Origin of the sequence: Clostridium intestinale (genome assembly GCF_035905475.1) — a bacterium.
GTDB lineage: Bacteria > Bacillota > Clostridia > Clostridiales > Clostridiaceae > Clostridium_T > Clostridium_T intestinale.
In genome coordinates, this window is sequence record NZ_CP121166.1 from 3,414,034 (window position 1) to 3,435,607 (window position 21,574).

A 21,574-nucleotide genomic window follows, 5' to 3' on the forward strand; every position below is an offset into this window, starting at 1 on the left:
TTTGCGCAATTGCGCAATTGCGTAATTGCGCACAAATAATCTGTAGAAACTCTTTGCCTCAAGAGTTTCATCAAATTCTTACTTACCTGCATCGCTGTCAATAAAGGATTAGACTGAAGCTGAGGAACGCTTCTACAAAATAGAGGTGCACAAATAATCTGTAGAAACTCTTTGCCTCAAGAGTTTCATCAAATTCTTACTTACCTGCATCGCTGTCAATAAAGGATTAGATTGAAGCTGAGGAACGCTTCTACAAAATAGAGGTGCACAAATAATCTGTAGAAACTCTTCGCCTCAAGAATTTCATCAAATTCTTACTTACCTGCATCGCTGTCAATAAAGGATTAGATTTAAGCTGAGGAATGCTTCTAGCGAATAGCGGTGCACTTCTATCCTGTGGAGACTTCTCCGCAAGTCTCATTAAATTCCTTGTACGACACAACAACATAATGACAGTTTGACACTTTGACATAGGGTAGTCTACTTTTCCTTCTCACTCATTATTCCTCCTTTATAAAAAACAAAAAGGAGCTGAGCCCTAATTAACTTAAAGCTACAACTCCTTAATATATAAATTATTATTTTTAATTCTTAGAAATAATTAATCAAGCTCTTCTCCATTAGATGAAATCACTTTTTTATACCAATAAAATGAATCTTTACGTAGTCTATTCAATGTTCCTTTTCCCTCATTATCTTTATCTACATAAATAAACCCATATCTTTTTTTCATTTCCCCTGTTGATATACTAACTAAATCAATACATCCCCAAGGAGTAAATCCAACTAATTCCACTCCATCATTGATTGCTTCCTTCATTTGATTTATATGATTACGTAAGTAATCAATTCTGTAACTATCATGAATAGACCCATCTGATTCAACTTTATCGATTGCTCCTAGACCATTTTCTACTACCATAATTGGTATTTGATATCTACCATATAACTCATTTAATAAATATCTTAGTCCTTTAGGATCGATTTGCCATCCCCAATCACTTGATTTTAAATATGGATTTTTAACTCCCATAACAACATTTCCTGAAGTTTTTAATGTGTTTTCATCAACAGTACTACAAGTACTCATATAATAACTAAGACTATAGAAATCTACCTTTCCACTCTTTAGAATATCTCTATCGCCTTCTTCTTCAAGAATTGAAATATCTAAATCCTCAAACATACGTTTTGTAAAATGTGGATATTCTCCTCTTACTTGTACATCTCCACAAAAATAGTTCATCCTCATTTCCTTTTGAGCTAATAATACATCATCAGGATTACAACTATATGGATATATACAACCCCCTGCAATCATACACCCTATTTTAAATTCAGGATTAATTTCATGACCTAACTTTACTGCCTTTGCACTAGCTATAAATTGATGATGCAACGCCTGATATCTTTTTGCAACCTGCTCTTTTGTATCAGGAAGCCCCATTACCTGCGCAGGACCATCTTCACACTTAAACCCACCAGATAATATATCTCCTATACTCATTGTAAGACAATTTATTTCATTAAAAGTAAGCCAATACTTAACCAAATCTTTATACTCTGTAAATAGTGTATTACAATATCTAATATAAAAGTCAATACACTTACGATTTAGCCATCCATCATATTTTTTCATTAAATTATAAGGTAATTCATAATGTGAAATAGTTACTAGTGGTTCAATTCCATACTTTTTGCATTCCTCAAAAACAGATCTATAAAAATCTATCCCTTTTTGATTAGGCACTTCATCATCTCCATTTGGAAATATTCGTGTCCAGTTTATGGACATACGAAACATACGAAATCCCATCTCAGCAAATAATGCTATGTCCTCTTTATATCTATGATAAAAATCTATCGCTTCATGTGATGGATAATGTGTGTCGCTCTTTATTTCATTAGTAAAATAACGATGTTTGTCTACAGTACCACCTGTCATATGATCGCAGACACTATCTCCCTTTCCATCTTCATTCCATCCACCTTCAAATTGGTTAGCAGCTGTAGCTCCACCCCAAAAAAATTCCTTTGGAAAACTCATTTTTCTTTCCTCCATCTATTTAATATATATCTTCACCTTTGTAGATAAATAAGGTTACAATAAATGTTACAACAAATCCAATTAAAACACTTATTCCCATATAAATCACATTCATTTTTGTTGGTCCTATAAAACCTGCAACTCCAAAAATTCCCGCACTTCCTGCAAATGCATATGTGTATACTTTCATTAACCCTGCAAAAGCTGCTCCACAGAAATTTCCTATCATTGCTGCATATAATGGTTTCTTTAATCTCATATTAATACCAAACATTGCAGGCTCTGTTACTCCACCTACAACTGCTGTAATGGCACTAGATGCTGCTGTTGATTTTGTACTTTTATTTTTACACTTTACTGCTACAGCGGCAGCTGCTGCTCCTTGATTAATGTTAGAAAGCACACCTGCAACACAAACAATCGGCTCATACCCAAATGATGCAAATGATTGGAACATATAAGGAACTAACGCTCCATGCATACCTGTTATAACTAAAACTGGATATACAGCTGCTAAAAGCGCAACTCCAAAGAAACCTGTTGTATTATATAACCACATAATTGCTTTTGCTAAGTAAGTTCCTAAAAAAGCACCCGCTGGTCCAATTAGGCATAGTGTTAGTGGTAACATTATTAAAATAGTTCCTAATGGTACTACTATTGCTTTGACTGAATCTGGTGATATTTTTTGAAAGAATTTTTCAACATATGACATTACAAATACAGCCATAATTATAGGGAAAATAGTACTTGCATAGGTTGCTCCATAAACGGGAATACCGAATATAGACATTCCTACTCCACCTGCAACATTAGCTACAATCGTAGGATGTATTAAGATTGCACCTAATAACATTCCTAGACCCATATTAGTTTTAAACTTATTTGCAGCTGTTGCTCCTAAAAATATAGGAAGAAAATAAAATCCTGCATCAGCAGCAAAGGCTAGCACATTATAAGTAGGCATATCTTTAGTTAAAAATCCAGCCATCTCACCTAAAATGATAATAACTTTTAACATACCAGCACCAATTAACGCTGGTATTAATGGCATCAAGCTTCCAGAAATACCATCTATAACTGCTCCGAATCCAAACTTCTTTTTAGTATCTAAATTTTCATCTATAGCTTTTTCAGCTGATATTCCAGCTTTTAAGCAGACTAATTTATAAGCATCTCCAACCGATTGTCCTATAATAATTTGTAATTGATCATTAGACCATTGTGCTCCAATTACCCCGTTTATTTTTTGAATCTCGTTCAAGTCAACAACACTAGTATCTTTTAAACTAAATCTTAAGCGTGTCATACAATGACCCAAATGACTTATATTATCCTTTCCGCCCACTAACTCTAAAACCTTTGTTGCAAGTTCTTCATATCTTTCTCTCTTCGCCATGTTTCTTCTCCTCTTTTTATTTATATTTTACAAACAATAATTATTTTGACGTAAAATAAAAACCGAAATGACACAATTATTTTTCGTGTCAAATTCGGTAATGCCTCCGCTAGAGTTACAATCCTCAAATTATTGTGTTGTTTTTTATAATACGATTAATATGCATCATTAAATACAATGTTTCATCTTCAGTAATTTTTGAATTCAGTCTTTTATCAATAACTGTACTGATCTTAACTGCACATTCATATATCTTAGGGAGTTCTTCTTTCATAGTTCTAAAAAGTACCCCATTATCATCTATAAATTGTTTCTTTTCTTCGATTCGTTTTAAATAATATCTTAAATGTATTACAAATCTATTGTAATTAAACCCTTTCCGATTAATCTTGGTATCAAATTCACCTTCAATAATTTCTGTTATCTGTTCAATTAATTGCTCTGCATCTAAAGTCGCCTTCTCATTAACACTTTCTTCTTCCGCATTTACAAAATGCATTGCTATATTAGTTATTTCACTCTCAGGTAATTTCACTGACAATTTTTCTTGAACTAGTTTAACTGCATATCTTCCTAGAGATGTCTCTAATGGATATAACTTTTCTACATCATAAGAAAATAACATCTTCATCTCTTTAAACTTTTCCATACGCTTTAATGCAAAATTTATGTGATCTGCAAGCCCAGGTAATAGATTAGGATTTAAATTACAATCAAGAGTCATCTGAGCTTTTTTAGCAATTATAGCTGATACTTCAAATATTTCTTCCGGTATTTCTTGTAGTAGCTTATAATAACTTTTATCCATTTTATAAAATGTCATAGAAATAGAGCTGAGATCTGTTATATGATAAGGCATTGAGGGAAATCCTATTCCTTTTCCAAAGGCAATTAGTTCATGACCTTTCTTATCCAAGCAAACAGCTACATTATTATTGATTTTTTTGATAACCTTCATGAATAATCCTCCTATTATTTAAAGTGAATCACCTTGCTCTCTCCAGCTATAACTTGTTTATCCCCTTCTTCAATATCAAAATTGAAATTGTCACTATTTGTTATAATCATAGGTGTAATTAAGTTAATATTATTTTGTTCCATAAACTCTCTATCTATTTCAATAATAGGGGTTCCCTTTTTAACCTTCTTACCAGCTTCTGATATTACTTTAAATCCTTTTCCATTTAACTCCACTGTATCAAGACCAATATGTACTAAAATCTCTGCTCCATTTGTAGTAGTAATTCCAAAAGCATGTAAAGTATTCGCAATCATTGAAATTTCTCCATCACAAGGTGCACACACTATATTTCCATCAAATCTAAATCCTATACCTTCTCCCATAAGCTTACCTGCAAACATTTTATCTGGTACATTTTCTAGTGCAATAGTTTCTCCTGTTACTGGTGCGTATAAATCATTTTCTTTTTTCTTTTTAAATATATCAAACATATTTTTCTCCTTTACAAACAAAAAAACTCTCCTAGGTATTCCAAATAAGACAAAATAATTGTCGTTTTGGTAATGCCTCTAAGAGAGTAACAATCCTGATATTTACTTTAATAATATTACTAAATAGTATTAATAAAACGTTTAAATAAATATTAGCATTCACTAATAAACTTGTCAATACTATTATACTAAATTTATATCATCTCCATTATATTCCTGTTAAATTCCAAGGATGATATTCAACCATTCAACCATTCAACCATTCAACCATTCAACCATTCAACCATTCAACCATTCAACCATTCAACCATTCAATAGGTAGTCTATTTTTTCTTCTCACTCATTATTCTCTTTTCCATATAAAAAGTCAGTCCCTAAAGAGACTGACCTTAAATTAATATCTTATTCCACTCCAGTATATATTCTCTTTCATTACAGCTTTTTCATTAAGCTCTACATCTTTTAGAGCCCACTTCTTGTATTCTTCAAAGCCTGTTCTATCGATAATATATCCTATATGCTCTTTTCCACCTGGAGCATCTTTATCTATATATTCAGTAACATAAGCATAAGTATTTAAAATTATTTTTCTTATGCTATCTTCATCAGCCCATATTATAAAGTCTTCAGCTAATCTAGGATTCTTTTTACCTGTCCTTCCCATGATAGCAAGTCTATAATACTTACTTTCGCTTCTTGTCCATGCTCCTGTTGGGCATTTACCTACACATTCTCCGCAACCAATACATTTTTCATGGTCTCTTACAACCTTGAAGTTTTCAAATTTTAAAGCACCAGTAGCTCTCTTCTTACAATTGGTTACACAAGCTTGGCAGCCTATACATCTATAGGAATCATATTGTGGTTCCGTCATTCCTATTATTCCGAAGTCATGCATTCTAACTTTCATACAATCATTAGGACATCCTGTTAAAGCAACTTTAAAGTGAAGATCATTTGGGAATATATCTTTTTCTATTCTTTTAGCAAATCCTGAAGTATCATAATTAGCAAAAGGGCAAACTCTATTCCCTATACATGCGGATACGTTTCTTGTTCCAGCTGCTGTATATCCCTTTCCTGGTACTTCTTGATTTATTTCTAAACCTTCAATTATTGGTTGAAGAAGTTCATTTACTTCTGGAATATCTTCCATATCTATATCTGGTATTTCGAAACCTTGTCTTGTAGTTAAATGCACAGTTCCGTTACCATATTTATCTGCAATCTCTTGGATTAGGCCTAAGTATTCAGCCTTTAAATGTCCACCTGGAACTCTTACTCTTGAGGCAGTTAATCCTCTTTTTTTAGTAACTCTAAATGCATTCTTTTTTAAAGCTTTTGTATTTATATCTATCATAACTTCCCCTCCTTAATCTATTAAAGATTTACCTTTTGAATAATTAAATACTGGTCCATCAAGGCATATGTAAGTGTCATCAATTTTACAGTGTCCACACTTACCTACTCCACAGCACATTTTTCTTTCTTGAGAAATCCAAATGTTTTCTTCTTTAATTCCAAGTTTTAAAAATTCTGCTACGGTAAACTTCATCATCATAGGAGGTCCTACTACTATAACTTGTACAGAATCTAAATCCTTTATATCAAGTTCAGGTACGTATTTTGTAACTAGTCCTACCTTACCTTCATAACCTTCTTCTGCTCCATCTACAGTAATGATTAAGTTTATATTCTTTTCCCATTCTTTTATATCATCTTTAAATAGTATATCTTTAGGAGACTTAAAACCTGATACTAAGGTAAAGTTCTTAGCTTCACTAGTATTTTTAGAGAAGTAATCCACTATTCCTTTAACAGGGGATAGTCCGGTTCCTCCAGCTACTACTACTATTTCTTTTTGTGCATAGTTTTCTACCTCAAATCCGTTACCATAAGGTCCTCTCATAAATAGATTTTGACCTACATGGTATTTGAAGATTTCGTCTGTAACTACTCCAACTCTTCTTATGGTTAACTCTACATAACCGTCCCCAATTCCTGATACAGATATAGGCGCTTCTCCGTATTTTGGAAGTGATAATTCAAAAAATTGTCCTGGTTTAACATCACCAGTAAAAGATAATCTAAAAGTATATTCTATATCAGTATGTTGTTTTATATCTAATATCTCTGTTTTAAAAGGCATATACACATTGTTTTCCATTTAGCGCACCTCTTCCATAGCTTTTTCTAGTTTGTTTACACAGTTTGAGAAAGAAATGTATTCTGGGCAAATATCATCACATCTTCCACAGCCTACGCACATATGGTATCCCCATCTCTTTTTATAGTCATAGACCTTGTGTAAAACCTTAAATCTCATTCTTTGACCTTTATCTAGTCTAAAGCTATGGCCTCCAGCCATATTTGTAAATCCATCTACATGACAAGAAGCCCAAACTCTTCTTCTTTCCCCTGCCTTTGAATTATCCTTATAAAATATATCTTGTGTCGTGTTACATGTACATGTTGGGCAAACAAAATTACATCTTCCACAAGCTATACATCTAGCTGAATACTCTTTCCATACTGATGAATTCATTACTTTAAGGTCTAAATCATCTGGAATATTCACTTTAGTATCATTTTCTTCTACAAAGTCTGGAGTTACTTCTATTTCTTCTATTTCAAGGTTTTCTAAATACTGTTCTAACTCCCCATCATTTGTATCAAATATAACCATATCTCCATCAAGTTTTATGTAAGCATCTTGTTCATCAGTCTTATTTGTGTTCATACTTACACAAAAGCAGTTGTCAAAACTTTTTTCACATCCTATTAATACGAATTTAGCTTTATCTCTTAATCTCTTATAGTAAGGATCTACTGCTCCATTTCTTAAATATATGTCATCAATTCTTTTTACTGAGTGCATATCACAGCTTCTTAAGAAAATTATTGCTCCTTTTTCCTCTTCTTTTGGTTCTATCCACTGATCTTCAGTGAAGTAGAACATAGTTTGAGTTATAGGTAATAAGGTTTCTTTATAAGAAAAAGCTGATTTTTTTTCGAACTCAACATCTCTTATATCTTTTATTTGGGCATATCTTACTATATCAGTATCTGAAAAAGTCCCTTTCCCTTTAAGTACTGTTGGCGCAAACACATTATACTTTCCTGAAATTTTCTCTAAAAACATATTAAATCCATCAATGTTCATTTTAAATCCCATAAGTTACTCCTCCTAAGGCTTTTATTCTTTTGATATTAGATAATAAGGTATAGCTAGTACCAGCGCACCACCTATCATATTTCCTAAAGTAACAAAAGAAAGATTATATATAAATCCACTTAAACTAACTGCTGTTGTATGTGGAATAAATAGACCTATTGATAAAAGCGTCATATTTGCTACACTATGCTCAAATCCTGTAGTTATAAATGCAAATAAACACCAGAATATCATTATTAATTTTCCTGTCTCTTCTTTCATCTTAAAAGAACACCAAATAGCTAAACAAACTAAGATATTACATAGGATTCCTCTAAAAATTAGTTCATGAATAGGTAAAGCCATCTTTGTTGCTGAAGCACTAAGTATAAATTGTCCTACAGGTCCTCTAGCTAGTCCTGCTGCATAAAAGGCATAAGCACCAATAATTGATCCTAAAAGATTTCCTATAAAACTGAAAATCCAGATTTTAATAGTATCTAATAATGTTACAGTCTTCTTTAAACTTCCAATCATCATAATAAAATTGTTTCCAGTAAATAGTTCTGAACCTGCCATTATTACTAAACTAAGTGCTACTCCAAAACTTAATCCCATAACTATTTTAGTAAATGGTGATTCCGCTGAAGCTAACATTCCTCCAATTGAGAAAATCAGCATTATACCTAGTCCAACGTATAGACCTGCAAGCATTGATGATAATAAATATTTCACCTTTCCACTTTTCAATAAATTACTTTTTACTTTAGCCGCTTGGGCAACTTTGTTAATTTCTTCACTAAACATTTTTCATCTCCCCTTCTTAATTTTAATTTTAAAAGAGAGCACAAAAAAGGACTGTGATTTTTATCACAATCCCTTAAAAAAATATGAAAGTTTATCTTTATCTATTATTACTATTTTTTTATTGATGAATTTTATGAGTTTTAAATCTTCTAATTGACCTAATGCTCTAGATATTGTTTCTCTCTGACTTCCAAATAAATCAGCTAAATATGTTATTGTTATATTAAGATCTATTAAAATTCCATCCTCAGTAGTTACTCCGTAGTCTTTAGCTAACTTCCATAACTTAGCTGCAACTTTTTTTTCTATCTTTAATGGAGTTGTATTCTTAAGCTGTCTATATAGTCTTCTTACCTTTATAGATAATGAATTAACCACTGATATTGTAAGTTCAAAATCTTCTTTCATTAACTCTAAAAAATCCAATCTATTAATTGTTAAAAGCTCTCCCGCTTCAAAAACTTCACAATTAATTGAAGAAGGTAAATCATCTAGGATCACTTCATTTATTATCTTATCTCTACCTAAAATAAATATTACCTTCTTATTTGAGTTCTCTGATAATTTATATAAAGATATTTTTCCCTTTAAAACTATGTATACTGTATTTACTTCCTCTTTATCTCTAAAAATATGTTGCCCTTTTCTAGCAGCTACTTTTATTCCTATAGTGCTAAGCTTTAAAAGAGTTTCTGTCTTAAGATTTTTAAATAGCTCTAATTCTCTAAGTTCTTCCACACTTATCTTATTCACTATAATCATTCCCATCAAATTTAATAAGATTTATTATATCATATTAAATCTTACGGTTGTTACTTTTCTTTTGATACAATGTAATAAGGTACTGCTAAGATTATAGCTCCGCCTATAAAATTTCCCAAGGTTACAAATCCAAGATTATATATAGCTCCACCTAAACTTACTATGTCTCCATGAGGAATAAATAAAGCTATTGAAAATAAGGTCATATTTGCTATACTATGTTCAAATCCTGCTGTTATAAAGGTGAATAGACACCAAAATATCATAATTAATTTTGCAGTTTCTTCTTTTAATTTATATGTAAACCAAGTAGCTAAGCAAACTAATATATTACATAAGACTCCCCTAACAAATAATTCATGCACTGGTAGAGACATCTTAACTTCTGATGTATGTACAATAAACTCTCCTATAGATCCTTTAGCTAGTCCAGCTGAGTAAAAAGCAAAAGCTCCAATTATAGATCCCATAAGATTTCCTAAATAACTAAATAATAATATCTTTAATCCGTCTAAGATGCTTGTACTCTTTTTTAAGTACCCTATCATCATAACAAAGCTGTTTCCTGTAAATAATTCTGACCCAGCCATAATTACTAAACTTAACGCTACGCCAAAACTTACTCCCATAACTATTTTAGTTGCTGGTGAGTTTGCAGCACTTAAATATCCTCCAATAGTATATATAAGCATAATTCCTAATCCAACATATAAGCCTGCAAGCATAGCTAATAGCAGATATCCAAACTTCCCCTTTTTTAAAAACTCAGCTTTTTTTATTGACGTCTCTGCTACCTTGTTGACTTCTTCCCCGTACATATCACTTTACCTCCTAAGTATTAATTCTTATTAATGGGAATTTTTGATAATCATTTTCATTTAAGCATATATATTGTATCATATGTTAGTGAAACATTTAACCTCAATTTATATAAATTTATCTATTAACTTATAGTAAATAAAAACTGCTGATATACTACTATATCAACAGTTCTATATTTTTATTTCTTCTCTGCTTTTATTATAAATGGAACAGTTATAACTGCTATATTTGGTCTCTTAAGAAGAGTTTGCTTTAAAAATACCGCAGTTTGATTATGCAATATTTCTCCCCACCAATTTTGTGAAGTAAATTGAGGAATTACCACTGTTACTATATCCTTATCTGTTGTACAGAATTCATCTGATTCTATAAAGCCAACTAATGGTTCAACAACTTCTCTGTACTCATGTTTTTTAATAACCAAAGGAATATCTTTATAATATTTTTCCCATTTAGTTTTTAATTTTTCTGTTTCTGTATCATCTACAGATATATGAAATGCAGTTATATCACTAGATAAACACTTAGCAAAATTTACAGTCTTTACAACACTTTCATTCAATGCACCTACTGGCACTATAAATCTTTTTGCAACTTTTTCATTAAATTCTGGGAAATAGTTATTATCTAAACTTAACTGCTTAGCAACTTTTTTATAATGCCTCTTTATTCTCTTCATTAAAAGTATAAATGTTGGCACTAATATAAATATAAGCCAAGCTCCATGAACAAATTTATTAACTGAAATTACTACAGCAGTTATAAAAGTTATTGCAGCACCAAATCCATTAATAAAAGCTTTATGCCTCCATCCATTTGATTTAGTTCTAAACCACCTCATAACCATACCACTTTGTGATAAAGTAAATGATACAAATACACCTACCGCATATAATGGCAATAATAAATGGTTCTCTCCTTTAAATATTATAACTAATATTGCAGCAGATACTGCAAGAAGTATTATCCCATTAGAATAACTTAATCTATCCCCTCTTTTAGCAAATTGTCTAGGCGCATACCCATCTCTTGCTATAAAAGAAAGTAGTAATGGAAAATCTGAAAAAGCAGTATTCGCAGCCATTATAAGAATTAAAGTCGTTGTAAATTGCATTACAAAAAATAAAAATGTATTTTGTCCAAAAACTTGAGCTGCTATCTGAGATATTACAGTTCTATCAAAGTTTGGAACCGCATGATATATACTTGATAAATAGGACATTCCACCAAATATAAGTACAACTATTATAAATAATAGATATAATACTTTCTTAGCATTTTTAGTTGCAGGCTCTTTAAAGTTTGGAACTCCATCACTAACGGCCTCTATACCTGTTAAAGCTGTACACCCTGCTGAAAAGGCTTTTAAAAATAATATTAAAGTTAAATCACCCATTTGAGATGCTACAACATCTACATTTCTAGGTTCTATATGTAATACAAAGTATTTGAAAAGTCCTACAGCTATCATAAGAAATGTCATTCCTATAAATAAGTATGCTGGTAGACTAAATATTTTAGCTGATTCTCTTATTCCTCTTAAATTACCTACAGTCATTAATATTATTATAATTATAGTAAGTTCAATTTTAATAGGAAGTAGACTTGGAATTGCTGATGTAATTGCTGCAACACCAGCAGTAGCACTTACTGCAACTGTCAATATATAATCTATTGTTAAAGATGCTCCTGCTATTAAACTTGGAATCTCTCCTAGATTTTCTTTTGAAACAATGTAAGATCCTCCACCTTTAGGATAGCTATCTATAGTCTGTCTATATGAAAAAACTAATATGCTAAGCAAAGCTATTATTGCAAAAGCTACATAAGTTAGATATTGAAAGGATGCTAGTCCTAATACAGGAACCATTACCCACAATATTTCTTCACAGGCATAAGATACAGATGATATTGCGTCAGATGATAATATCGGTAACCCCTTAAAAACTGTGAACTTTTCATGATGGAGCTGCGATGATTTAAGTGGTTCACCGATAAGATATCTTTTTAGTTTGAACATATTAATATAACCCCCGTTAGTAGTTAATATTTAAATTTATGAGATTATCAAATTTTAGCACCTATTGTTTATTCCTTCAAAATCATCTCATTAATCTAAAACGACGAAAATCAATATATCATTGAGCATCTTAACTATAAATGCCTTAGCTCTACCCTATTACCATAAAAAGACTTTAATATCATCATCTATATATCAAATATTTTTAAAAATATTTTTTAACAAAAGTATTTCTAAAATATTGAACTTATAAATTAAAAAATCTGTGAAACAAAGCTAATAAAAGCCTTATTTCACAGATTAAATTACAAAATATTATCTCTTTCCTTTTTCATATGGAACACCACTTGCTTCTGGTGCTCTTGTTTTACCAACAAATCCTGCTAAAGCTATCATTGTTAATACATATGGGAAAGCAGAGTATAGTTCAGTAGGAAGATTTAATCCTAATAGTTGTGATTTTAGTTGTAATGCATTTGCAAAGCTGAATAGTAAACATGCCCATAGAGTTCCAACAGGTTTCCAGTTACCAAAGATTAAAGCTGCTAATGCTATAAACCCTCTTCCTGCAACCATTCCATCTCTATATAAAGGAGTACTTCCTAAGGATAAAGCTGCTCCTCCTAAACCTGCTAACATACCAGATATCATTACACATATATATCTAACTTTAAATACATTTATACCTAAAGTATCAGCTGCTTGTGGATGTTCTCCAACAGATCTTATTCTTAATCCCCATGGAGTTTTATACATTATAAAATGAGTTGCTATAACTGCAATTATAGCTAAATAAACAAACCAGTTTAACTCAGATATAAACTTTCCTATTATAGGTATGTCTCTAACCGTGGAAGAGACTTGGTATATTAGTCCATTAACAGACTCTGTTTGACCACCTTTGCCAAACAACTTAAATATTAAAAATGCTGCTAATGCCTGAGAAAATAAATTTATAGCTGTACCTGAAATAACCTGATCTGCTTTTAAAGTTATACTTAAAAACGCATGAATCAGAGCAACAATGCCACCTGCTATAACAGCAATTACAACACCTACAAGTGCGTTTCCAGTAATATGGGAACCATATACACCAAAAAAAGCTCCTATTATCATCATACCTTCAAGTCCTATGTTAACAACTCCAGATTTTTCTGAAAAAACTCCTCCGAGTCCAGCAAATATAAGTGGAGTTCCTAACGCTAAAGTGGAGGCTAAAAGTTCTAAAACAACATTAACACTAGCCATTTGTCATTGCCTCCTTCTTCTTTTTCTTTTCTGAATAATATTTAACTATATAATCTGTAGCAACAAATATTATTACTATTGCTTGTATTAAATAAACTATTTCTTTTGGAATACCATTTAATTGAAGTGTTTTTGAACTAGCATCAAGAGCTCCAAATAAAACTGCTGCAAATATACAACCTATAGGATTACTCTTTGCAAGTAGTGCTACTGCCATTCCTGTGAATCCATATCCAGGAAGCACACTAAAGTCATCCATATAATACTTTCCACCAGCCAAATGAGTAGCTCCTCCAAGTCCAGCTATAGCTCCTGAAATAACCATAGCTAACACCATGTTCTTAGATATATTTATTCCGCCATATTCAGCGCCTGATGGATTTAAACCAACAGCTCTTAATTCATATCCAGTAGTTGTTTTCCATAAAAACCAAGTTATAAATATAGCCACTACAATACCAATTATTATACCGAAATTAGCTTGATATTTGTCAACAAATCTAGCTATTTTTGCACTATCTTGAATTAGTGGTGATGAGTTTTTTCCTGGAACACCAAAAGGAGTTCTAAGTATAACAAAGTTAACAAGATAAAGGCCTATATAGTTCATCATAATTGAATTAATTACTTCATTAGTTCCAATTTTAGCTTTTAAGAATCCAGGCACAGATCCCCATATGGCTCCACCTAAAATACCAGCTAATATTACTAAAGGTACATGTATGATTGCAGGCAATCCTGGAATTACTCCTACTAAAGCTGCTGCTAGCATCCCTACTAAGAATTGTCCTTCTACCCCTATATTAAATAGTCCTGTTTTAAATGCAACTGCATTTGCTACCCCTGTAAAAACTAAAGGAGTAAGATAAAATATTGTATTTAATGTATTCATCTGACTTCCGAAACTACCTTTCCAAACAGTTCCGAATAAATCAGTAAATGCTTGAAAATAGTTTAATATAGAATATCCCTTTGCCCACATTACAAACAGAGTAGCCACAAACATAGATACTACTATAGCAAAAAGAGGGAAAAGTACAGGTTTTATAAATTGAAATATTTTATTTTGATTATCTGATTTATTACTCAAGAGTTTCCACCTCTTTCTCATTATCCTTTAAACTACCACCTGCCATAAGTACCCCTAGCTTCTGTTCTGTGGCATCTTCTCTATCTAACACATCTACTATATGTCCATCGTACATTACAGCTATTCTATCGGAAAGTGATAATATTTCATCTAATTCTAAAGAAACTAAAAGAACAGCTTTTCCGTTATCTCTTTCTTGAATTATTCTCTTGTGTATGTATTCTATTGCACCAACATCTAGACCTCTTGTAGGCTGACATACAATTAATAGATCTGGTTCTTTAGATATTTCTCTAGCAACTATTAATTTTTGTTGATTTCCACCAGATAATGATGCAGCTGTAACTTCTTCATTAGGTGTTCTAACATCAAATTCCTCAATTAATTTTCTAGAATGTTTTTTAACTTCTGGATAATCCATAACAATACCCTTAGAAAAAGGTGCTTTTGTATGAAGTCCTAATATTGAATTCTCGAATAATGAATATTTTAGTATTAGTCCCCTTTTATGTCTATCTTCTGGAACATGACCTACGCCTGCTTCCATAATTACTTTAGCATTTTTATTAAATATATCTTTTCCATTAACTAAAACGCTACCTGATGTTGCCTTTCTTAACCCTGTAACAGCTTCTATAAATTCAGACTGTCCATTTCCATCAACTCCAGCTACACCAACAACTTCTCCTGCACGTACGCTTAAACTTAAACTTTTAACTGCAGGTACTCCTCTATGATCGTTAACTTTTAAATCTTTTACGTTAAAAATCTCTTTTCCTGCTTCTGCTTTTTTCTTTTCAACTACCAAATTTACTTTTCTTCCAACCATTAATTCTGCAAGTTCATCTATATTAGTTTCTTTTGTATTAACAGTACCAGTAACTTTTCCTCTTCTTATTATAGTTACCCTATCACTCATGCTCATAACTTCTTTAAGTTTATGAGTTATAAGTATTACTGATTTCCCTTGCTTCTTTAAATTATCTATAATAACACCTAACTCCTCTATTTCCTGTGGAGTTAGCACTGCTGTAGGCTCATCTAATATTAGTATTTCAGCTCCTCTATAAAGAGCTTTTATTATTTCAACTTTTTGCTGTTGACCAACAGTTATATCTTCTATAACATCATTAGGATTTATCTTAAATCCATATTTTTTAGAAACTTCCTTAACGTCTTCTATGGCTTTATTCATATCTATTTTCAAGCCTTTTTTAGGTTCAGTTCCTAAAACTATATTTTCTGCAACTGTAAAATTATTAACAAGCATGAAATGCTGATGTACCATACCTATACCTAAGCTTATTGCATCATTAGGGTTGTTTATTTTTACAGCATTCCCATTGACATAAATATCACCTTTTTCTTGTTGATAAAGGCCATATAAAATGTTCATTAAAGTGGTTTTTCCTGCACCATTCTCTCCCAATAACACATGAGTTTCGCCCTTATTTAAATCAAAATTAACACTATCATTTGCAACGGTACCTGGGAATATCTTAGTAATGTTTTTCATCTCTACCACTTTTGCCAATTTAAATCTCTCCCATTCATAAAAACTTTTTGAGGCTCATAAGAGCTAGACAACCGCTTATCTAGCTCTTACAAAATAAACCAATTATTTAACTTCTACTGGTTTGAAACTCTTTAATTCCTCTAATGTAGAAGGAACAGTTATTTTTCCATCTTTTATAGCTGTTTTATATTTTTCAACTAAATCTAAAACATCTTTAGGAGTGTTTTTGCTTGAAGTTTCAGCTATATCAATAGCTCCTTCTTTAATTCCTAAGCTAACACTAGTGCCACCTTTGAAATTACCATCTACAACACTCTTAGTACCTTCATAAGTTGCTGTATCAACTCTCTTAATCATTGAAGAAAGTATTATGTTTGCATACTCTGGAAGAGTCTTAGCTTGATCCATGTCAACTCCGATTCCCCAAACTTCTTTACCTGCATTTTTTGCTTCTTGGATTGCTTGGAACATTCCTACTCCAACACCACCTGCTGCATGATATATAACATCGCAACCTTTGTTCATAAGGTTTTTAGCAGCTTCTTTACCTAACGTAGTATCTCCAAAACTTTCAGCATAAACTACAGTTCCTCTGTTCTTTAATTCAGCAGCAGCAGCTGGATTAACAGATTCAACTCCAGCTGCAAAACCAACTTCGAATCTATTTATAAGAACTTGGTCTTTTCCGCCTATAAATCCTATTTTATTTGTTTTAGTCATCTTTCCTGCGATTACTCCCATTAAGAAAGATCCTTCTTGTTCCTTAAAGTTATAAGAAACAACGTTTTTCTTATCAACAACTGTATCAATTATAGCAAATTTTGTATCTGGATACTTATCTGCAACAGCTGTCATTGCTTGCTCCATTTGATATCCAATTGCAAATACTATGTCTGATCCATCTGCTACTAGAGCATCAAGATTTGATTCATAGTCATCTTTTGTTTTAGCTTCTATTGGTTTATATCCAACCTTAAATTCATCAACAGCTTTCTTTATACCTGTATCAGCTGATTGGTTGAAGGATTTATCGTTTAAACCACCTTCATCTGTTGTTAAACCTACTTTAATAGTTTTAGTGTCTCCACCTTTAGCAGCTCCATTATCTGTTTTAGCGCAGCCTGCAAATAATGTAGTCGCTACAACTAACGCTGAAATGGAAGAAATTAGTTTTTTATTCATATTCCATACCTCCAATGTGTTATCGCTTACGCCTTAAATATATTACAGTAATTGGTTGTAGTCAATGATAATTTATTGTAAATTACCATTAATTTTAATTTTTATTTAAAAAATTTGTACACTTCAATCCTAATGTTCGTATTTTTTAATAAAATACGTAGGTTTTCACATATATTTTCATATGAAAATTAATTAAATCTTAACATAAAGCAATTATTATTAATATAATAGGCTATTTACGTACGTCTTTTTATTATTTTAATAATTCTTTAAAAAACTACATTTTTTTAAAAAAATTTTTAGATTTTTTTATATAAATTTCATTTATCCATTAATATTTATACCCTAAAATTTAATAATTATTTATTCCAAATTTATTAAATTTTTCACAACTATTTTACTTTATAAGTTCATTAAATTTTTCAGAATTTCTTACTGGATTAAAATCATGTTCTGTCTTAGCATATTCTATAACAGCCTTATCTACTTCTATGGCTTTGCTTAGATATAAAACAGTATTTTCTACATCCCCTCTTCTTCCATAAATACTAGCTATCCCGTAGTAAGTCCAAGCCCCTTGTTCAACTTCAAGTGCTTTATCGTACCACACCAATGCTTCTTCAAAACGCTCATACAACTCATAATTTAAAGCCTTATTAAATCTAGCATACCCAAAGTCAGGTTTTATCTCTAAAGCTTTATCTATATCTTTCATACCATCATCAAAGCTTCCATTATAAGCCTTTGTTATCCCTCTTATATTATAGGCAGAATACATCTTTGGATTTTCATTTATAACTTCAGTGGCTATCTCTATAGCATTCTTATAATTTTTAGAAAAAAATTCATCCTTAGCTTTTTGAACTTTTTCTTCTAACTTCTGTTCTTGTTCCTTTTCTTTTGCAAGCTTTTCCTCTTCTTCTTTTTGAATTTTTTCTTGCTTTTCCTTTTCTTCTTTTTCAACCTGTTCTTTGATTTCTTGTTGTTCTTTTATTAACTTTTTATTTTCAATGCTTTGATTCACTAACACTCCTACAGCTATTAGTATTAAAACAAGTAATATTACCATTTTTACCTTTTTATTTCCCGGCAGATTTATTCTAAACATACTTCCTCCAAAATCTATCTATAATTTATTCACATAATTATTTTATCATTTACCTTATAAAAAAAGAAGAGACTCGGTTTCTGCATAACCAAGTCTTTGAGTGTAGTATACTAAATATAGGTTTGGAGGTTTCTTAACTAGCAAGATATACTGTTATCTAAATAATATATTCTTAGTTGCCAATAAAAATATATTACTTAGAATAGAATTCAACTATAAGTTGTTCGTTGATAACTATTGGAAGTTCAGTTCTGCTTGGAAGTCTTAGAAAAACTCCTTTGAAGTTTTCTTCTTCCTTAGAAATGTATGGATATGAATTTAATATATTACTACTAAATATATCTGTGAACATTTCTGTTTTTCTAGATTTTTCTCTTAATACAACTTCATCTCCAGGGCTTAATCTGTAAGATGGTATATCAACTTTGTTTCCATTCACAAGAAAATGACCATGATTAACCATTTGTCTTGCTTGCCTTATGGAGTTCGCAAATCCCATTCTATAAACCATATTATCTAATCTTGATTCAAGAATAAATAAAAGTGTTTCACCTGGAACTCCTTTACTAGAGAATGCTTCATTAACATATCTAGCAAATTGTTTTTCCATTACTCCATAATAGGCTCTTAATCTTTGTTTCTCAAGTAATTGAACCCCATAGTCTGAGAGCTTTTTGTCAGCTCTTCCTGTACCTTTTGTTGCTCGCTTCATTGCTTTAGGATGACCGATTACGTTTAAGCCTAGTCTCCTACAAGTTTTAAAACGAGGTCCCATCATTTTTGCCATAGTTACCTCCAAGAATATATTTGATATGTAGCTATTTTATCACACTAATTTACATATTGATAATGAATATCAATATCTTTTTGCTTCTGTTTGTTAAATTAGCTTTCATTATCCTCAGATTTCTTTATCTTACTCATCCAGGCTACTTTTATTAAAAAAGTACTGATATAAAGTAATTCTAAATTTTATAAATTTAACTACTTTTCTACTTTTCTATTTAAGTACTTAACTTCTTAATAAACATAATAATCCATTAACATGACTTTAATGAAGCTGAGATACGCTTCCACAGTGCTAATGGGCTTAACTTCTTAATAAACATAATTACTAACAAAATGATTTTAATGAGATTTGAGGAGAAGACTTATAAACAACTTATTCAGAAGTTTTTCTCCTAAAAAAAGTTATCGAGAAGCTGATTATTTAAATCTTTTCTCGATAACCTTAATTAATATTTAATCTTCTAATGTAAAACTCTTATCATTAAGTTTAAAATTGCCTTTTAATCCATCTGTTAAGTATACCTTTGAGTCTTTAGTTACGAAAATAGCTTCAGCTCCTTGTGATTTAACAAATTCCTTACCTTTATCTATTCCCATACAGAAGGATTTTGCCAAAGCATCTCCATCTATCGACTTATCTGTAACTATTGTAACGCTAGCTAAATTATTATCTACTGGATATCCTGTTGAAGTATCTAAAATATGATGATATCTTTTTCCATCTTGTTCAAAATATCTTTCATAAATACCAGATGTAACTATTGTTTTGTTAACAACTTCTATAGTTGCTAGGTATTGACCTCTTTCGGTATTAGGATTTTGTATTCCTATCTTCCAGTTATCACCGTTCACCTTTGACCCAAGTGTTAATATGTTTCCACCTAAATCTATTATTGCATGTTCTACTCCATTGGCTCTTAAAGTTTCTGCAACAGCATCTGCAGCATAACCTTTAGCTATTCCTCCAAGATCTAATTCCATTCCAGGATTTTTAAGCATAACTTCTTTTGTATCTTCTTTTAATAATACATTTTCATAATTTACTAGCGGACGCTTACCATCAATCTCTAACTTTGCAGGTACCCTTGCATGATCTGTATTGATTCCCCAAAGCTTTACTAATGGTCCTATGCTTATATCAAATACGCCTTTCGTAAGCTCACCATAAGACTTACCTTTTTGTATTACATAAAAAGTATCATCTGATACCTTAACATACCCTTTTCCTGAATTTCTATTTACCTCAGATATCTCACTTGTTTCGCTACTAGCATTCATCCTGCTATCAACTTCTTTTAATACATCAAAGGCTTTATCTAGTACCGTTTCTGGAACATCATCATATATTGTTACCTTACATGGTGTATCTAGTAATATATCACTTTTAGATATTGGTTGAAAATCTGCTTTTTTATTACCACAAGATATTAAACCCAAGCTCATAATTAAACTTAATCCAAGTATAAAAAAGGACTTTGTTTTTCTATTCTTAATCATTTTATTCCTCCGTATAATAATAACTTTAGTTATTTATCTTTTGTTATTTTAACACAACCAATTCAAATTTAGAATTGGTTATCTATAATTAATATGTTACAATATATTAAATTTGGCATGAGGAGGATTTATTATGCTTCTAACAAAAATTCATCATATTGCTATAATATGTTCAAATTATGAAGTTTCTAAAAAGTTTTATACTGAAATATTAGGACTTAAGGTTATTCGAGAAGTTTATAGGGAAGCTCGTGATTCTTATAAGCTTGATTTGTCAATTGGTGATAGCCAAATAGAACTATTTTCTTTTCAAACCTCTCCTGATAGACCAAGTTATCCTGAAGCCTTGGGTTTAAGACATTTAGCATTTGAAGTAGATAATATTGATGAGGTTGTTTCTGAACTTAAATTCCATAACATAGATGTTGAACCTATACGTATTGATGAGCTTACAGGAAAAAGGTTTACCTTCTTTAGTGATCCAGATAAACTACCTATTGAATTATATGAAAATAAATTGTCTGAATATTCTTGACTTCTTGTTTTATAAACTATACAATAGAATAAATATAAATAATTAAAGACTGTGATGAGGAGGAGTATATATACTCTGGAAATAAAGAAAGGGAATGTTGATGAAAATTTCCCATGAAGGATATATAGAAGGTAGCCTCGGAGTTG

At 31.2% G+C, this 21,574-nt stretch carries 19 protein-coding genes and 1 other annotated feature (1 of these 20 cut by a window edge); of the genes, 1 reads left to right on the forward strand and 18 read right to left on the reverse strand.

Going from position 1 to position 21,574, the window contains the following annotated elements:
- Positions 1-601: 601 nt before the first annotated feature.
- From P8F83_RS17545 to P8F83_RS17630, 18 genes are all read right to left on the reverse strand, one after another.
- The gene (locus P8F83_RS17545; protein WP_238905305.1) at positions 602-2,047 is read right to left on the reverse strand and encodes a glycoside hydrolase family 1 protein; all 1,446 of its coding nucleotides are present in this window, start codon (positions 2,045-2,047) and stop codon (positions 602-604) included.
- A 19-nt stretch (positions 2,048-2,066) separates the two neighbouring features.
- A complete protein-coding gene (locus P8F83_RS17550; RefSeq protein WP_238905302.1) occupies positions 2,067-3,446 on the reverse strand; it encodes a PTS transporter subunit EIIC in 1,380 nt (459 codons plus the stop codon).
- 124 nt (positions 3,447-3,570) lie between these two features.
- Entirely contained in the window at positions 3,571-4,404 is an 834-nt protein-coding gene (locus tag P8F83_RS17555) for a PRD domain-containing protein (RefSeq protein WP_238905300.1), read from the reverse strand.
- Positions 4,405-4,418: 14 nt separating this feature from the next.
- Positions 4,419-4,898, reverse strand: coding sequence for a PTS sugar transporter subunit IIA (locus tag P8F83_RS17560; RefSeq protein ID WP_326512073.1), 480 nt, complete (start codon positions 4,896-4,898; stop codon positions 4,419-4,421).
- 394 nt (positions 4,899-5,292) lie between these two features.
- Positions 5,293-6,255, reverse strand: coding sequence for a sulfite reductase subunit C (gene asrC / locus P8F83_RS17565; RefSeq protein WP_326514857.1), 963 nt, complete (start codon positions 6,253-6,255; stop codon positions 5,293-5,295).
- A gap of 15 nt (positions 6,256-6,270) precedes the next feature.
- Positions 6,271-7,065, reverse strand: a complete 795-nt coding sequence (gene asrB / locus P8F83_RS17570) for an anaerobic sulfite reductase subunit AsrB (RefSeq protein ID WP_326512074.1) — start codon at positions 7,063-7,065, stop codon at positions 6,271-6,273.
- The gene (asrA, locus tag P8F83_RS17575; protein WP_326512075.1) at positions 7,066-8,073 is read right to left on the reverse strand and encodes an anaerobic sulfite reductase subunit AsrA; all 1,008 of its coding nucleotides are present in this window, start codon (positions 8,071-8,073) and stop codon (positions 7,066-7,068) included.
- A 21-nt stretch (positions 8,074-8,094) separates the two neighbouring features.
- Positions 8,095-8,859, reverse strand: a complete 765-nt coding sequence (locus tag P8F83_RS17580) for a formate/nitrite transporter family protein (protein ID WP_326512076.1) — start codon at positions 8,857-8,859, stop codon at positions 8,095-8,097.
- Between the two features lie 63 nt (positions 8,860-8,922).
- Positions 8,923-9,612 (reverse strand): Crp/Fnr family transcriptional regulator, encoded by a 690-nt coding sequence (locus P8F83_RS17585; RefSeq protein ID WP_420022623.1) that lies wholly within the window; start codon positions 9,610-9,612, stop codon positions 8,923-8,925.
- Between the two features lie 59 nt (positions 9,613-9,671).
- Positions 9,672-10,439 carry a formate/nitrite transporter family protein gene (locus tag P8F83_RS17590; protein WP_315111820.1) on the reverse strand — a complete coding sequence of 256 codons (768 nt, stop codon included), beginning with the start codon at positions 10,437-10,439 and terminating at the stop codon, positions 9,672-9,674.
- A gap of 182 nt (positions 10,440-10,621) precedes the next feature.
- On the reverse strand, positions 10,622-12,463 hold the full coding sequence (locus P8F83_RS17595) for an APC family permease (protein ID WP_326512078.1): 1,842 nt from the start codon (positions 12,461-12,463) through the stop codon (positions 10,622-10,624).
- 315 nt (positions 12,464-12,778) lie between these two features.
- Positions 12,779-13,711: an ABC transporter permease gene (locus P8F83_RS17600; RefSeq protein ID WP_326512079.1), complete on the reverse strand. Its 933-nt coding sequence runs from the start codon at positions 13,709-13,711 to the stop codon at positions 12,779-12,781.
- On the reverse strand, positions 13,704-14,801 hold the full coding sequence (locus tag P8F83_RS17605) for an ABC transporter permease (protein WP_315111831.1): 1,098 nt from the start codon (positions 14,799-14,801) through the stop codon (positions 13,704-13,706). Before P8F83_RS17605 ends, P8F83_RS17600 begins: the two co-directional genes overlap by 8 nt.
- Positions 14,794-16,335: an ABC transporter ATP-binding protein gene (locus P8F83_RS17610; protein ID WP_326512081.1), complete on the reverse strand. Its 1,542-nt coding sequence runs from the start codon at positions 16,333-16,335 to the stop codon at positions 14,794-14,796. Before P8F83_RS17610 ends, P8F83_RS17605 begins: the two co-directional genes overlap by 8 nt.
- An 84-nt stretch (positions 16,336-16,419) precedes the next feature.
- Positions 16,420-17,499, reverse strand: a complete 1,080-nt coding sequence (locus P8F83_RS17615; protein ID WP_326512082.1) for a BMP family lipoprotein — start codon at positions 17,497-17,499, stop codon at positions 16,420-16,422.
- A gap of 397 nt (positions 17,500-17,896) precedes the next feature.
- On the reverse strand, positions 17,897-18,607 hold the full coding sequence (locus P8F83_RS17620; protein WP_326512083.1) for a tetratricopeptide repeat protein: 711 nt from the start codon (positions 18,605-18,607) through the stop codon (positions 17,897-17,899).
- A 193-nt stretch (positions 18,608-18,800) separates the two neighbouring features.
- Positions 18,801-19,394, reverse strand: coding sequence for a 30S ribosomal protein S4 (gene rpsD, locus P8F83_RS17625; RefSeq protein WP_326512084.1), 594 nt, complete (start codon positions 19,392-19,394; stop codon positions 18,801-18,803).
- 455 nt (positions 19,395-19,849) lie between these two features.
- On the reverse strand, positions 19,850-20,893 hold the full coding sequence (locus P8F83_RS17630; protein ID WP_326512085.1) for an FAD:protein FMN transferase: 1,044 nt from the start codon (positions 20,891-20,893) through the stop codon (positions 19,850-19,852).
- 133 nt (positions 20,894-21,026) lie between these two features.
- Here P8F83_RS17630 and gloA2 point away from each other — a divergent pair, with 133 nt between their 5' ends.
- The gene (gene gloA2, locus P8F83_RS17635; protein WP_326512086.1) at positions 21,027-21,428 is read left to right on the forward strand and encodes an SMU1112c/YaeR family gloxylase I-like metalloprotein; all 402 of its coding nucleotides are present in this window, start codon (positions 21,027-21,029) and stop codon (positions 21,426-21,428) included.
- 42 nt (positions 21,429-21,470) lie between these two features.
- Positions 21,471-21,574: a binding site (T-box leader), on the forward strand (it continues 154 nt past the right edge of the window).